At 65.8% G+C, this 13,064-nt stretch carries 13 protein-coding genes and 1 tRNA gene; 5 read left to right on the forward strand and 9 right to left on the reverse strand.

Annotated features, from left to right (window positions below; all coding sequences use genetic code 11):
- Positions 1-10: 10 nt before the first annotated feature.
- The 6 genes from KBY67_RS05160 to KBY67_RS05185 form a co-directional block, all read right to left on the reverse strand.
- Positions 11-850 (reverse strand): nitrate ABC transporter ATP-binding protein, encoded by an 840-nt coding sequence (locus KBY67_RS05160; protein WP_255109433.1) that lies wholly within the window; start codon positions 848-850, stop codon positions 11-13.
- 20 nt (positions 851-870) lie between these two features.
- Complete coding sequence (locus tag KBY67_RS05165) at positions 871-2,898, reverse strand: nitrate ABC transporter ATP-binding protein (RefSeq protein WP_255109435.1); 2,028 nt, start codon at positions 2,896-2,898, stop codon at positions 871-873.
- Between the two features lie 2 nt (positions 2,899-2,900).
- Entirely contained in the window at positions 2,901-3,734 is an 834-nt protein-coding gene (ntrB, locus tag KBY67_RS05170) for a nitrate ABC transporter permease (protein ID WP_255109437.1), read from the reverse strand.
- A 24-nt stretch (positions 3,735-3,758) separates the two neighbouring features.
- Positions 3,759-5,066 (reverse strand): CmpA/NrtA family ABC transporter substrate-binding protein, encoded by a 1,308-nt coding sequence (locus tag KBY67_RS05175; RefSeq protein WP_255109439.1) that lies wholly within the window; start codon positions 5,064-5,066, stop codon positions 3,759-3,761.
- Positions 5,067-5,258: 192 nt separating this feature from the next.
- A complete protein-coding gene (locus KBY67_RS05180) occupies positions 5,259-5,714 on the reverse strand; it encodes a nitrate reductase associated protein (RefSeq protein ID WP_255109440.1) in 456 nt (151 codons plus the stop codon).
- Positions 5,711-6,739 carry an anthranilate phosphoribosyltransferase gene (locus KBY67_RS05185; RefSeq protein WP_255109592.1) on the reverse strand — a complete coding sequence of 343 codons (1,029 nt, stop codon included), beginning with the start codon at positions 6,737-6,739 and terminating at the stop codon, positions 5,711-5,713. The genes KBY67_RS05180 and KBY67_RS05185 overlap by 4 nt, the downstream gene beginning before the upstream one ends.
- Before the next feature lie 124 nt (positions 6,740-6,863).
- On the opposite strand from KBY67_RS05185, the gene KBY67_RS05190 reads away from it, so the two are divergent.
- Entirely contained in the window at positions 6,864-8,444 is a 1,581-nt protein-coding gene (locus KBY67_RS05190; protein ID WP_255109443.1) for a ferredoxin--nitrite reductase, read from the forward strand.
- Here the strand turns inward: KBY67_RS05190 and KBY67_RS05195 are convergent.
- Positions 8,368-8,823, reverse strand: coding sequence for a hypothetical protein (locus KBY67_RS05195; RefSeq protein ID WP_255109445.1), 456 nt, complete (start codon positions 8,821-8,823; stop codon positions 8,368-8,370). The genes KBY67_RS05190 and KBY67_RS05195 overlap by 77 nt on opposite strands.
- A 149-nt stretch (positions 8,824-8,972) precedes the next feature.
- On the opposite strand from KBY67_RS05195, the gene KBY67_RS05200 reads away from it, so the two are divergent.
- The 3 genes from KBY67_RS05200 to KBY67_RS05210 all read left to right on the forward strand — a co-directional run bounded on the left by KBY67_RS05200 (position 8,973) and on the right by KBY67_RS05210 (position 11,352).
- Positions 8,973-10,277 (forward strand): CbiX/SirB N-terminal domain-containing protein, encoded by a 1,305-nt coding sequence (locus KBY67_RS05200; RefSeq protein WP_255109446.1) that lies wholly within the window; start codon positions 8,973-8,975, stop codon positions 10,275-10,277.
- Positions 10,274-11,089, forward strand: a complete 816-nt coding sequence (gene cobA, locus KBY67_RS05205; protein WP_255109447.1) for a uroporphyrinogen-III C-methyltransferase — start codon at positions 10,274-10,276, stop codon at positions 11,087-11,089. Before KBY67_RS05200 ends, cobA begins: the two co-directional genes overlap by 4 nt.
- An 80-nt stretch (positions 11,090-11,169) precedes the next feature.
- Positions 11,170-11,352: a hypothetical protein gene (locus tag KBY67_RS05210; RefSeq protein ID WP_255109449.1), complete on the forward strand. Its 183-nt coding sequence runs from the start codon at positions 11,170-11,172 to the stop codon at positions 11,350-11,352.
- 28 nt (positions 11,353-11,380) lie between these two features.
- Here the strand turns inward: KBY67_RS05210 and KBY67_RS05215 are convergent, their stop codons facing one another.
- Positions 11,381-12,265 (reverse strand): CsgG/HfaB family protein, encoded by an 885-nt coding sequence (locus KBY67_RS05215; RefSeq protein WP_255109451.1) that lies wholly within the window; start codon positions 12,263-12,265, stop codon positions 11,381-11,383.
- A gap of 230 nt (positions 12,266-12,495) precedes the next feature.
- Between KBY67_RS05215 and KBY67_RS05220 the strand changes: the two genes are divergently transcribed.
- A complete protein-coding gene (locus KBY67_RS05220) occupies positions 12,496-12,972 on the forward strand; it encodes a redox protein (RefSeq protein ID WP_255109453.1) in 477 nt (158 codons plus the stop codon).
- A 12-nt stretch (positions 12,973-12,984) separates the two neighbouring features.
- Here the strand turns inward: KBY67_RS05220 and KBY67_RS05225 are convergent.
- Positions 12,985-13,057 (reverse strand) — tRNA-Ile (locus KBY67_RS05225).
- Positions 13,058-13,064 lie beyond the last annotated feature (7 nt).

Here is a 13,064-nt window from a genome sequence, read left to right on the forward strand (position 1 = left end):
AGGGCTGTCCTCACGTGTCGTCGTGGGCGAAACGGCGGTAGAGAAAATCAAGGGCGCGGTTGCGGTAGTCGAAGTATTCGGGAAGCTCCATCAGCCGGGCGCGATCGCGGGGCTGTGGAAAGGGAAGGTCAAGGATTTCGCCGATCTTCGCCGCCGGTCCATTGGTCATCATCACCACCCGATCCGCCAGGAACAGGGCCTCATCGATGTCATGGGTGATCATCAAGACGGTGACCTTGTGCTCGGCCCAGATCTTGATCAGCTCTTCCTGAAGCTCCTCCCTGGTGATCGGATCAAGGGCGCCGAACGGTTCATCGAGCACCAGCACCTTGGGTTGCAGGGCCAGGGCCCGGGCGATCGACACCCGCTGCTTCATGCCACCGGAGAGGCTCCCTGGCTTCTTGGCGGCGGCTTCGGTGAGACCCACCATGGCGAGGTGCTTGTCGACCAGGGCCTTGGCCTGGCCGTTGCGCTTGAGCTCGGGAAAGACGTTATTCACTGCCAGGGCGATGTTGTCGTAGGCCGAGAGCCAGGGCAGCAGGCAGTAGTTCTGAAACACCACCATGCGATCGGGGCCGGGCTCCACGATCGGCTGCGACTCCAGCCGCACCTGGCCGCTGGTGGGCTCGCGAAAGCCGGAGACCATATCGAGCAAGGTGGACTTACCGCACCCGGAGTGGCCGATTACGCAGACGAACTCGCCTTCGCGCACCTCCAGGTGCACATCATCGAGAACGGTGTAGGGGCCTTTGGGTGTGGGATACACCTTCGAGACGCCATCGATCACCAGGAACGGCTCCGATTCCTGGTTGGTGGCTGCGGCTGAGGTGGTGGAGGGGAGGGTCTGCATCGGTTGGAAGGAGGGGAGTCTCAGCGCAGCGGTGCAGCGGGCTCGAGGGTGGTGGGTCGCTCGGGCAGCGCAATCGTTTCGTAGCGGATGGCCCTGGAGGCCTGCAGATGCCTGAGATAGGCCATCGGATCACTGGGGTCGAGGGGCTGGTTCTCGAACAACGGCACAGGCAGAAGCCGGTGGCCATTGGCGCTGGGCTCGGGCGCCAGTTCGGCGCTGGCCTGGGCGAAGAGATCGGGGCGTTGAACGCGGCTCAGCACCTCGCTCCAGTTCTCGGGGAACGCGGTGATGCCCCAGCGGGCCAGCTGGGTGAGGATCCAGAGACCATCGCCGCCATTGGGGGCATTGACCTGGGCACCGTGGAACTGGTTGAAGTCCGGGATCAGCGCCGGCTCGGCGGTGCCACGGTCGTAGGGATCCACCAGCCCTGGCCGGATCGTGGCCAGCTCGGTGCCCACGTACTCGCGGCGGGCGAGCAGTTCAGCCACCTCGGCGCGATTGGCGGGGTCCTGGCAGTAGCGGCAGGCTTCCAGCAGTGCCTTGATCAGAGCCTGATGGGTGCGGGGATGGGCTGCGGCCCAGTCTTCGCGAACCCCCAGCACCTTTTCGCAGTGGCCGGGCCAGAGCTCACTGTCGGTGGCGATCACCGTGCCCAGCTGCAGCTGAACAGCCCGGGTGTTCCAGGGCTCCCCGACGCAGAAGCCATCGATGGTGCCCGCCTTGAGGGTGGCCACCATCTGGGGCGGGGGGATCACGATCAGGCTGACGTCGCGCTCGGGATCAATTCCGGCCGAAGCCAGCCAGGCCCGCAGGATCAGGTTGTGCATCGACGCCAGATGCACCATGGCCAGGACCGGCTTGCGCTCGGGGTGGGCCGCGATCCAGGCCTTGAAATCGGCGAGGCTGTGCACACCGGCGTCGTGGAAGCGGCGATGCAGGGTGATGGCGTTGCCGTTGCGCGAGAGAGTGAGCGCCGTGACCAAGGCCAGCGGCGGCTTGCCCTGGGCGCCGAGGGTGATGGCCAAGGGCATGCCGGCCACCATCTGAGCTCCGTCGGTTACCCCCTCGCGCAGGTCGGTCTCCAGGGTTTTCCAGTTGCTCTCACGCCGCAGACTGACCTGATCCAGGCCGTGCTTGGCGAAGAATCCCTTCTCGCTGGCCACCACCAAAGGGGCACAGTCGGTGAGGGGGATGAAGCCGAGGCTGAGGTTGACCTTCTCCAGATCGTTGGCGGCGATGGCGGCCGAGGGATTCAGCCGCTGCTTGCGGGCCTGCTTCTGCTGGGTGAGGAACTGGACCACCTCACCGCGCAGGCTGTAATAGCCCGGATCCTCCACCACAGTGAGGTGGGTGCGCGGGCGTGCCATCGGCACGTCGAGGATCTGACCGATGTAGGCCTCGGGGCCATTGGTCATCAGCACCACCCGATCGGAGAGCAGCAAGGCTTCATCCACATCGTGGGTGACCATCACCGTAGTGACCTTGGCCTCCTCGCAGATGCGCATCAGTTGCTCCTGGAGATTGCCCCGGGTGAGGGCATCGAGAGCCCCGAAAGGTTCATCGAGCAACAGCAGCTTGGGGCGCAGGGCCAGGGCCCGGGCAATCGCCACCCGCTGCTTCATTCCCCCGGAGATCTCACTAGGAAACTTGTCGGCAGCGGCATTGAGACCCACCAACTTGATGTTGTAGTCGATGATGGATTCGCGCTCCTCTTTGCTGGAGCCCCGCATCACATTATCGACCGCCAGAGCGATGTTCTGACGGACCGTTTTCCAGGGCAGCAGAGAGTAGTTCTGGAACACCACCATCCGGTCGGGCCCGGGCTCGGTGACCTCACGCCCAGCCATCAGAATCCCGCCTTCGCTGGCTCTGGTGAGGCCAGCGAGCAGGTTGAGCAGCGTGGACTTGCCGCAACCGGAGTGACCCACCAGGGAGAGAAACTCTCCCTCAGCCACGTTCAGGAAAATGTCCTTGAGCGCCACATAGGTACTGCCATCCTGCATGGGAAAGCTCTGTGTGACGTTGTCAACTGTGAACAGAGATGGCATGATCAATGCCCTCCACCACTCATCTTCCAGCCGACAAAGGCGACCATGCGGTCGAGGGCGAGGCCCACAAGGCCGACATAAACAATCGCCAGGATAATCTGGCTTGAACTGGAGTCGCCGCCAGCATTATAAGCGTCCCAGATGAAGTAGCCGATCCCGCCATCGGCTTTGAGCATTTCTGCGGCCACGATGGCCAGCCAAGCCAGACCGATTGCAATCCTTAGACCAGTAAAAACATACGGGACCGTGGACGGGATCACGATTTCACGGATGTAGGCACTTTTACTAAGCTTCAATACTCTGGCAACATTCGTATAATCCTGGGGAATTTGGCGGATTCCCACAGCCGTATTGATAATGATTGGCCAGATGGCGGTGATGAAGATCACGAAAACAGCTGACGTATTCGCGTCCTGGAACAGCATCAGAGCGATGGGGAACCAGGCGAGCGGGGGAACTGTCCGCAACACCTGAATGACAGGATCAAAGCCTTTACCGATGAAACGGTTCAGGCCGAGCAACCCACCAATTGCTATGCCTACAACAGCTGAAAGAACGTAGCCAATTCCGACACGCTGCAACGAAATCAGGATTTGCCAGCCCAGCCCTTTGCTGGTGCCGCCGTCATCGAAAAATGGCTGACTGATGTAGGGATCCCAGGTGTCGATCAGCACATTGATTGGTCCTGGCAATCGCGCGACTCCAAGCAAGCCGGAGAGCAGTTGCCAAAGGAGAAGGAAGGCACCGATACAGACCAGATAAGGCAGAAAGCCTTTGAGCAGGGCCGATCGGCGTGATCGAGGATGGCGCCTTCCGGCGGCGGCTGTGAGAGTCATGGAGTCAGCTCAGGTCAGTTCAGTTCAGGCCAGGGCTTTGATCTTCAGGGCGTCGAGGTATGCCTTGGGATTCTCGGGATCGAAGACCACGCCATCGAAGAAGGTTTCCTTGCCGCGGGAATCACTGGCCGGGATCGCCTTCTCCTGGCCGATGGCCTTAGCGGCCTCCTTCCAGATATCGGCCCGGTTCACCTTGTTCACCAGCGCATCGATGTCGGTACTGGCCGGCAGATAGCCCCAGCGGATATCTTCAACCACGAACCACTGGTCGTGGCTCTTGTAGGGGAAGGAGGCGCTATTCTCCCAGAAGCGCATCTTGAACGGGCTATTCTTCACCACCCGGCCATCGCCGTAGTCCACATCACCTGCCAAGCGGGGACGGATGTCTTTGACAGACGCTTTGATGTACTTGTCCTTGGCGAGGATCGCGCACATCTCATCAAGGTTGGCGGGATCGTCGCACCACATCTGGGCTTCCAGAACGCCCTGCAGCAGGGCCTGGGTCGCCTTGGGGTTCTTCTCCACCCAGTCGGCCCGCATCGAGAAGGCCTTCTCCGGATGGAGCTTCCAGAACTCTCCGGTCTGGGCGGCTGTGTAGCCCAGCTTCTTGTTGACAAGCCGCTGGTTCCAGGGCTCGCCCACGCAGAACGTGTCCATGGTGCCGGTCTGCATGTTCGCCACCATCTGCGGTGGCGGAACCACCACCAGGTCGGCTGACTTGTTGGGATCGATGCCGTTGGCCGACAGCCAGTAACGCATCCAAAGGTCATGGTTCCCGCCTGGGAATGTCACCGCTGCCTTGAACTTCTTGCCTTTCTCAGCAGCAACCGCAACGGCTGCCTCCAGGCCGGCCTTGTTGTCAATCGTGAGTTTGTTGGCCAGAAAGTCCTTGGAGACGGAGAAGCCCTGGCCCTGCAGGTTCAAGCGCGCCAGGGTCACCATCGGCAACGGCTGGTTGGACTTGGTGATCGTGCCTGCCGTGAGCAGCAGGGGCATCGGCGAAAGGATATGGGCACCGTCGATGCCACCGCCATCTGAACCCAGCTCCAGGTTGTCTCGGGTGGCCGCCCAGGAGGTCTGCTTCACCACCTTCACATCGGGCATGCCGTGCTTGGCGAAGAATCCCTTCTCCTTGGCGATGACCAAAGGGGCGCAGTCTGTGAGGGCAATGAACCCCAGGGTGGCCCCTTTCACCTCTGAATCACTGGACCCGGAAGCGGCCGGAGCGGAAGTGGTTTCTGGCTTCTTACCACCGCAGGCACTCAACCAAACAGCACCTGCGGCCGTGCCGGCAGCGGTGATGAGAAATCTGCGGCGTGAAAGATCTGACATGGAGCCTGGAACGGTTGGGGACAGTGTCGGGCTGCGACGAATCGCAATCCGGACGGGCTCCGCAATCAAGCGCACCGAACCGGGGGTGACGCTGGCGCTCAGGCTGACCAGCTCGCCTACATCATCACTAATGGCTACCTCTCGGGGTGTTTGTTGATACCAACCAAAGGGTGTGACGAAGGTTCTCCACCCCTAAAGGCCGAACTCCCGCAGGGCCCGGGGAAGATTTCGGTGCTCGTGACCGGGATGGCTGAGCTTGGCCAGGGCAAAGCGCTGCAGTTCATCCAGCGACTGCCACTGCCTGGGCTCCAGGGACGCGCCCAGCTGGGCGCAGGCGGCCTGCAGCCGCTCGGGAATGTCGTCTCTCTGCTGCCAGTCGACGCCGGCGGCTGGTTCGATCCTGCTGGCGGGGCCATCGGCAAGCTTGGCGGTACGCCGCTCCAGCCAGCCCCGCAGATCACTGATCGCTCCAGGGTGATCCGGCCACGCCAGCAGCTCGGCCCGCTCGCTGGGGTCGAGGCCATGCCAATGGCTCAACTTGAGCTTGACGCCGGCGAGATCGAGCTTGCGGCGCACGGCCATCGGCAGGCAGCGCAGATCAGCCACGAAATCGGCCTCGAAGGCGAAGCAACGGTCGTGCAGGCTCATGCCGAAAGCTCCTGGCGCAAGCGCTCACCACTGCGGGCCGCCAGCAGGGCCCTGGCCTGCTCCAGTCCGGCTTCGAGGCAGTCGCAGCGGTCGGCCTGCCACCAGTACACCGCCAGGTTCCAGAGCAGGGCATCGGCCAGGGGGCCCACCCCCACCAGGGCCGCCAGGGCCTGATCGCGCCAGATCTCCAGGTTCTGCCAGCCCACCTCCTGGGCGGTGATGCCGTGGTCGCGGGGATGCAGCAGGATCCGATGCATGGCCCCGTGGCGGAGACGGGCGGTGATGCCGGCCCTGTTGGTGGGCAGGTCGGTGGAGCCTTCCAGGCCCTTGACCGTGTACACATCGGTTTCGCCGGCATGACCCAGGGCCTCCCAGGCACGGCTTTCGGTAGGGGGATGCACGAAGCCACTCACCAGCAGGTGCTCTCCCTGGTGTGGAGTCCAGAGCAACTCCAGGCTGGCCACCGGCGGCCGTTTGCCGATGGCGTCGCGCACGGGCAGCAAGCGCTGAGCGCGGGGAAAGTGTTCAGGCTGGTGGGTGAGGGCCAGGCCGTGGCGATCCAGCCGCTGCTGCACCGCCTCCAGGCTCAGGCCCCGCCATTCGAGTCCCAGGGCTGCGAACAACTCCACCAGGGTGACGCCGTACTTCACGGGCATGGGATCGCCGCCATGCAGCACCACCGGTTGATCCGCCGCCGCCAGCACCAGGGCCAGCAGGGGCAGCACCGGTGCCGTGCGGTTGCGGCCGTCGTAGGGGACACCGAAGCAGAGGGGCTTGCGCCCCGGGCTCCTGAGGCTGGGGCCCAGCAGCCGGTAGCTGTCGAGCATGCCGGTGAGCTCGATCGGTGACGGCCGGCGAATGCGGTGGGCGATCAGAAAGGCCCCCAGCTGGGCGTCGCTGATCTCTCCCATTAGCATCAGATCCATGGCCTCACGGGCCTCGGCTCGGGTCAGGCCGGTGCTGGTGTGCTCGCCGCTGCCCACCTTGGCCAGCAGCTCCCGGAACCGCAGCGCATCTGGAGCCAGCGCCGGCCGCCTCGGCACCTCCCCACAGACCCGCTCTTGAACCCTGTTTGGTACCACCTGCAACACGAAAAAGCGGCTCTTGCTGAGACGCTAAGCGCTCAGGCCTCAGTGTTCGGGAGCATCCGTGACCTCAACCCAACCATCCTCCGCAGGGCCTGGCAACCAGGCCACCACCGGCGTGAAGCTGAACAAGGTGGAGAAGGCCAAGGCCGAAGCCTGCGGGTTGGATCTGGCCCCGCGCCTGGCGGAACTGGGAGCGGAAGGATGGGAATCCCTGGATGAGGCCACCCTCACCATCCATCTCAAGTGGCTGGGCATCTTCTTCAGGCCCGTGACGCCGGGGCGTTTCATGGTGCGCCTGCGCCTGCCCAACGGCGTGCTCAGCGCCGATCAGCTGGAGGTGCTGGCCGATGTGGTCGATCGCTGCGGAGAGCACGGCAGCGCCGATATCACCACCCGCCAGAACATCCAGCTGCGGGGCCTGCTGCTGGAGGACATGGCTCCACTGATGACCGCCCTGGAGTCGGTGGGGCTCACCAGTCGCCAGTCGGGTCACGACAACCCCCGCAACGTCACCGGCAATCCCCTGGCGGGCCTCGATCCAGAGGAATTCCTCGACACCCGCCCCCTGGTGGAGGCGATCCAGGAGGCCCTGCTGGGGCCCGAGGGTCCGCGCAACCTGCCCCGCAAGTTCAACGTGGCTGTGGGCGGAGCGCCCGACAGCTTCCTGCTGCACAACGATCTGGCCTTCCTGCCGGCCCATCACGGCGATGAGCTGGGATTCACGGTGATGGTGGGGGGCTTCTTCTCAGCCCAGCGCAACGAACTGGCCATCCCCCTGGGGCTGTGGCTGCGGGGCGAGCAGTTGCCGGCCTTCAGCCTTGCGCTGCTGCGCCACTACGAGCGGGAGGGCAGCCGCGAGAACCGCAACAAGACCCGCTTGATGTATCTCATCGACGCCCTCGGCCTGGAGGACTACCGCGCCCAGGTGCTGGACACCTTCGCGGAGTTCGTGGGCGTCGAGGAGGCCGACGCCACCCCCACCCACGACGGCTCCCATCTGGTGAGTCGGGCCCCACGGGACATCTGCGGGGTCCACGCTCAGAAACAAGAGGGCCTGCACTGGGTGGGACTGAACGTGCCGATGGGCCGGCTGGAGGCCGGCAGCATGGCTGAACTGGCCCGCCTGGCCAGGACCTACGGCACGGGCGAACTGCGGCTGAGCGAGAGCCAGAACGCCCTGATCGCCCATGTGCCCGAAGGCCAGCTGGATGCCCTGCTGGTGGAGCCTCTGCTGGAGCACTTCCAGGCGACTCCTGGCCCCCTGCAGGCCGAAGCGGTGAGCTGCACCGGCAACCGTTACTGCAGCTTCGCGCTCATTCCCACCAAGAGCACCGCCCAGGCGGTGGTCGACGAACTGGAGCGGCGGCTGGAGTTGCCCCATGGGGTGCGCACCCACTGGACCGGCTGCCCCAATGCCTGCGGTCAGCCTTATATGGGCCAGATCGGCCTGATGGGCGCCAAGACCCGGGTGGATGGCCAGATGGTGGAAGCCGTCAAGATCTTTCTCGGTGGCGCCATGGACGCCAATCCGAAACTGGCGGCCCTGCACGACAAAGGCGTGCCCCTCAGCCAGCTGCCCGACGTGCTGGAGGCGTTGCTGGTGGAGCACTACGGCGCCCGCCAGCGTGCGGCGGCGTGCTGAGGCTGCCCTGGCGGGGCGCGGAGCCACCCCAACCCCAGCGGAAGCCGCGCCGGGGCTCAACGGCAACAGGCTCACTCCAGCTCGCATCCAGCTCCATCAGGGCCTGGCGGTCGTCGCAGGCCTGACCGCCGTAGAGCAGGGCGGTGACGCGCGCGGGATCGATCTCCAGTGCCGCCACTTCCTGCCAGAGCCGGCGGGTGAGTTCCCGATCGGCGCGAACGAACTGAGCTTCGGCCAACTGGCCCACCAGGGTGAAGACAAGTTGCTGCTTCTTGACCTCGGCGAAACTGGAGGGCAACGGAGCCCTGGGCTTGCCACCGCTGCGGGCACAGTCTTCACGATGGGTCGAAGGTTCTGTGCTGGCGTGGGCCTGGTCCATGGCGTCCTCGTGCTGAAGGCTGTGTCTGATTCCTTGCTAAAGCGAGCGGCGGCAGCGCACCAGCTCCGCCCCATAAAACGTATCAATGGAGACACTTTGTTGCCCAGATCAGGCCGGTGGATCCAGCTGATGGCGCAGGAACGAGCCTTTTGACACCCCTGCCCTCCCAAGTGCCGCCCGAAGGCAGCCCGGAGCGCTGGCCCTGGCTCCAGCGTCTCAGGCGCTCGGAGGCGGTGGCCACAGATCCCTGGCTGGAGGCCCTTGAGCAGGGCGCGCTGCCTGTCGCCAGCGACCTGATGGCGGTGCTGGTGGAGAAGCTCGATGGAGCTGGATCGGTCCGGCTGCTGCGCTGGTGGCTGACCCTGCCCCCCTCCAGTGAGCCAGCTGTGCTGGCCCAGCGGCGGGAGCTGCTGGATCTGATCGGCCGCCGCCGCGATCCCGCCTGCGCCGCCCTGCTGCGCGCAGCCGTGGCCGAGCGGCCTGATCCGGCCCTGCTGCCGCTGATCGGGCACCAACGGGACCGGCTTGACTTTGGCCTGCTTGAGCAACAGGCCCGCCAGGCCGGCCCCTCCCCATGGCGTCGCGCGGCCCTGGAGGGCCTGGCGGTGGGGCTGAGCGTCTGGCCCCAGGCGGCGCTGCAGCAGCTGCTGCAGGAGCTCTGCACCGACCTCGACGCCCCCCTGGCCTCCCAGGCCGTGGATCTGCTCGCCCGCCTGCCCAACGCCCGCCGGGGGCTGGAGCTGGTGCTGGACCGCCCCCTCGACCCCGGTGCAGAGGCCCGGGCCCGGCGCCGGCTGGCCGCCCTGCCGCGCTGCCCGCTGCTGCTGGTGGTCCATGGCCGCGCCGGGGGGGTGGTTCCCGAGGAGCTGCAGGCCCTGGCCGGCGAGCTGGAGCAGCGCCGGCGCGCTCCGGTGCGACTGCAGACCCTCAGCGGCAACCCGGCTCAACCTGAAACCGCCCCTGGGCCGGGGCAGCCCCAGCGGCCGCTCACCCTGGTGCCCCTGCTGCTGCTGCCCGGCAACCACGTGCGTCACGACATCCCGGCGATCGCGGCGGCCTGCCGCCAGCGCGGCCCCCTGCGGCGGCTTCCCTTCCTGGGGGCCTGGCCCAGCTGGCAGGGGGCACTCGCCGACGAGCTGGCGGCACTGGCTCAGCAGGCGGCCAGCCACGGCCTCGGGGCCCCGCCGCTGCTGCTGCATCACCCGCTGGAGGCGGGCGTGGCCGACCGCTATCTGGCCCATCTGGAGCGCTGCTGCGCAGCGACTTGTCAAGCCGCTCCATACACTGCGACAGAACTTGAGGACCTTGCCCTGGCGATCCGCGGCGCTGCCCTCCCCCTTGCCCTGGCCGCGAACCGGCTCACCGAGAGCCTGCCCGCGGCCCTGGGGGCGCCGCTGCTGCAGCGCCGGCGCTTCCGCACCCTGCTGCTCGATCAGCTCGGGGCCCTGCCATGAGTGTCGGCAGTGAGGATCCTGCTCTGCCAGCGGCTGATCTGCTGGGCACGGTCTATCTGGTGGGCGCCGGCCCGGGTGATCCGGAACTGATCACCCTCAAGGCCCACCGGCTGCTGCAGTGCTGCGATGCCCTCGTCTACGACTCCCTTGTGCCCACGGCCCTGCTGGAGCTGACGCCGGTGGACTGTGAGCGCCACTTCGTGGGCAAGCGCCGGGGGCACCATTCCGTGCCCCAACCCAGCACCAATGCCGTGCTGGTGGACCTGGCCCGGCGCCACCGCACGATCGTGCGCCTCAAGGGTGGCGATCCCTTCCTGTTCGGCCGAGGCGGCGAGGAAGCGGCCCACCTGGCCAGCCATGGGGTGCCGGTGCAGGTGGTGCCGGGCGTCACCGCCGGCATCGCCGCGCCGGCCTACGCCGGCATCCCCATCACCCACAGGAAAGCGGGCTCCAGCGTCACCTTCGTGACCGGCCACGAGGAGATCGACAAGGGTCGCCCCGGGGTCGACTGGCAGGGCCTGGCGCGCAGCAGCGATGGGCTGGTGATTTACATGGGCCTGCACAACCTCCGCCGCATCTGCGATGAGCTGATCGCCGGTGCGCTGGCGCCAGAGACGCCGGCGGCGGTGATCCAGCAGGGGACGGTCAGCGGCCAGCGGCTGCTGGTGAGCTGCCTGGGGGAGCTGGCCGATGCGGCCGAAGCCGAGGGCTATGGCTCCCCCTCGATCGTGGTGATCGGCCAGGTGGTGCTGGAGCGGGTGGAAAGCTGCGCGCCCCCACCAGCGGATGTGGAGATGCCTATCCCATTCTGAACGGGCCTGGGGAGGGGTGGTACGGCAAGCCGCCCCATGGGACGCCAGTCTCTGTTTGTAATGCAATGTAAAGAGGCGTGATGAACGACCCCCTTTCCCTCTCGCGCCAGTTCTCCATGGCCGTGCACGCCCGCGCCATCGACAACTGCGACGACGTTGAAGAGCTGCGCCAAGTGGCTAAGACGCTGTTGCGCGCCTGGCAGCTCCAGGCCGCCTTCACCGCCGATTACGGCGCCCAGCTGCTCAACATGAAACCCCGCTGAGCAGCCCGCTTCAACCCAGGGCCCAGGGTCACTCCAGCTGCAACACCCCACGGGTGCGCTCCCGCCGCTGCTGCTCCTGGGCGTTGAAGTCGGCCATGCAGTTCCCCTTGGGCACCAGCAGGCAGCTCACATAACTGGAGGCATCGATCAGGGCGGCTCGGATCGCCTTGGCGGCCGGAGTGCGTTGGGCCTCGGAGCTGTTGGAGCCGAAGCGCAGGGTGCCGGCAGCCGCGGTGAGACCCTGACCGGTACGACCCATGTTGGGGGCCAGGAAGAGTGCCAGACCGGCGGCCGGCAGCAGGTTCACCCCGTCTTCACGGGCGGCGGCGGTGTTGCTGGCCCGCCCCTCCACCGTGCGCTGGCCCACCACCTCACCGGTGGTGCTGTCCACCACTCGCACGTCGATCGCCACGTAGTCCTTGGTTTCGGCCTGCTGCTTGTCGGTGCCGAAGCCCAGCAGGCCGAAGTTGCTGCCGGAGGTCTTGCTCTCGACGTTGGTCTCGTAGGAGCTGACCGTACCGAGCACGATGTAGCGGGCCCCGGTCATCTGCCCACGCTGAGCGGAATTGGCGCTCTTGCGCACGATGCCCAGTTCAGCGAGCTCCTGTTCGGAAAGTACCGCCTTGATGTTGTTGCGCTCCACCACCTGGATGTCGCCGGTGGCCTGGAGCTCATTGGAGAGCATCGCCGCCAGATCGGTGGCCACGGGTCCCTGCCACCACCAGGCCTGCTGGGTGACGGTGTTCTTGAAATCAGGCACCGAGACCGTGGGCCGACCGGCGGGCCGGGACTGTGCCAGGGCCGGTGCCGCCACCGCGACCAGGCCGAGTCCAGCGGCCAGCAGCAGGGGCATGGGGCGGAGCGACAGCCAGGCCAGGGGCGCGGTGGGGCAGGAGGTCAGGCGATCGGACAAGGCGTAGAACTCCAGTGCACATCCATTCAAACAATGCTGGCCAGACCTGGCACGACCGGATCGGCTTCTGTCCGCAGGGACCTGTTCCGTAGCGTCCTGCACGTTGATCGGGACCGCTCTTCTGTTCAATGGAGAGACTTCACATCGCCAGGCCTTCGGTGCCGGCGGTTGCCGCCATGGCCGCATCCTTGCTCCGTAACAGTGAACAGAAAGGGCCCAGGCCGGCCCCGATGTTCGAACTGATTCCTTACGAGAAATTCCGTGACACCCCGGCGGTGCGCTTCTTCGACATCACGGTGCCCACCTCCAACGCCCGGGATCTGGTGGTGCACACCGGCCCGGCGGTGAGTCCCCCCGACGACCCGGAAACCGGATCCTGGCAGTTCTATCTCCATCCCCACCAGGAGGACAACCTGCTGGCGATGCACGGCGGACGCACCTTTTTTCTGGTCAATCTGGGCTGGAACTACCCTTTCCACATCGTCCGCCTCGACACTGGCGGCGACATCCTGCGCATCCCCCCCGGCACCTTCCACCGCTCGGTATCGGATCCCGACGGCTCGCTGGTGCTCAACCAGGCGGTGCGCGAGGAAGGGACCTCGCTGGTGAGTGAATTCCGCGTTTACAACAGCCATAACATCCCCAGGCTGTTCGCCGTCACCAGCCAGACGGCACCACTGCCGAAGCTCCATGGTGTGAGCTGGTGATCGTCTGAGCCATGGGGGTCGCGAGGATCGAACTCGCCTTAAGCGGATTATGAGCCCGCTGCATTCACCAGATTGCTAGACCCCCGGAAGGC

Source organism: Synechococcus sp. RedBA-s (assembly GCF_024345495.1).
In the GTDB taxonomy this organism is placed as follows: Bacteria; Cyanobacteriota; Cyanobacteriia; order PCC-6307; family Cyanobiaceae; genus Regnicoccus_A.

Excerpts from the sequence above, each read along its gene's own strand:
- KBY67_RS05180 (WP_255109440.1), bottom strand. The coding sequence starts at position 5,714 with ATGAGCCTGCACGACCGTTGCTTCGCCTTCGAGGCCGATTTCGTGGCT.
- KBY67_RS05160 (WP_255109433.1), bottom strand. The coding sequence starts at position 850 with ATGCAGACCCTCCCCTCCACCACCTCAGCCGCAGCCACCAACCAGGAA.
- KBY67_RS05165 (WP_255109435.1), bottom strand. The coding sequence starts at position 2,898 with ATGCCATCTCTGTTCACAGTTGACAACGTCACACAGAGCTTTCCCATG.
- KBY67_RS05210 (WP_255109449.1), top strand. The coding sequence starts at position 11,170 with ATGAACGACCCCCTTTCCCTCTCGCGCCAGTTCTCCATGGCCGTGCAC.
- ntrB (WP_255109437.1), bottom strand. The coding sequence starts at position 3,734 with ATGACTCTCACAGCCGCCGCCGGAAGGCGCCATCCTCGATCACGCCGA.
- KBY67_RS05175 (WP_255109439.1), bottom strand. The coding sequence starts at position 5,066 with ATGTCAGATCTTTCACGCCGCAGATTTCTCATCACCGCTGCCGGCACG.
- cobA (WP_255109447.1), top strand. The coding sequence starts at position 10,274 with ATGAGTGTCGGCAGTGAGGATCCTGCTCTGCCAGCGGCTGATCTGCTG.
- KBY67_RS05195 (WP_255109445.1), bottom strand. The coding sequence starts at position 8,823 with ATGGACCAGGCCCACGCCAGCACAGAACCTTCGACCCATCGTGAAGAC.
- KBY67_RS05220 (WP_255109453.1), top strand. The coding sequence starts at position 12,496 with ATGTTCGAACTGATTCCTTACGAGAAATTCCGTGACACCCCGGCGGTG.